At 72.6% G+C, this 266-nt stretch carries 1 pseudogene; it reads left to right on the top strand.

Features of this window, described 5'->3' with window-relative positions:
- A pseudogene (locus AC0L3S_RS39410) lies at positions 1-266 on the top strand (heavy metal translocating P-type ATPase); the annotation flags it as partial.

The raw sequence follows: 266 nt of genomic DNA, 5'->3' as shown, positions 1-266 counted from the left end.
CCGCCGGCTCTCGCAGCGAAGGCAATCTCGGGCAAGGGTGTCGAGGGCAGCGTTGGCGGCGTCGCCGTCTTCCTCGGCTCCGGCCAGGCGGCGGGCGAACGCGCCGACATGACGCAAGCGCAGCGCCTCGCCGTCGACAGCTTCAACGGCCAGGGCAAGACGGTGTCAGTGCTCGTCGCCGATGGCGTGGTGGCCGGGCTGATTGCCATGCGCGACGAGCCGCGGCCGGATGCTGCGGCCGGGATCGCGGCGCTGAAGGCCGAGAG

The organism is Bradyrhizobium sp. Ken01 (assembly GCF_055807355.1).
This window is presented reverse-complemented; position numbering and strand designations above follow the sequence as displayed.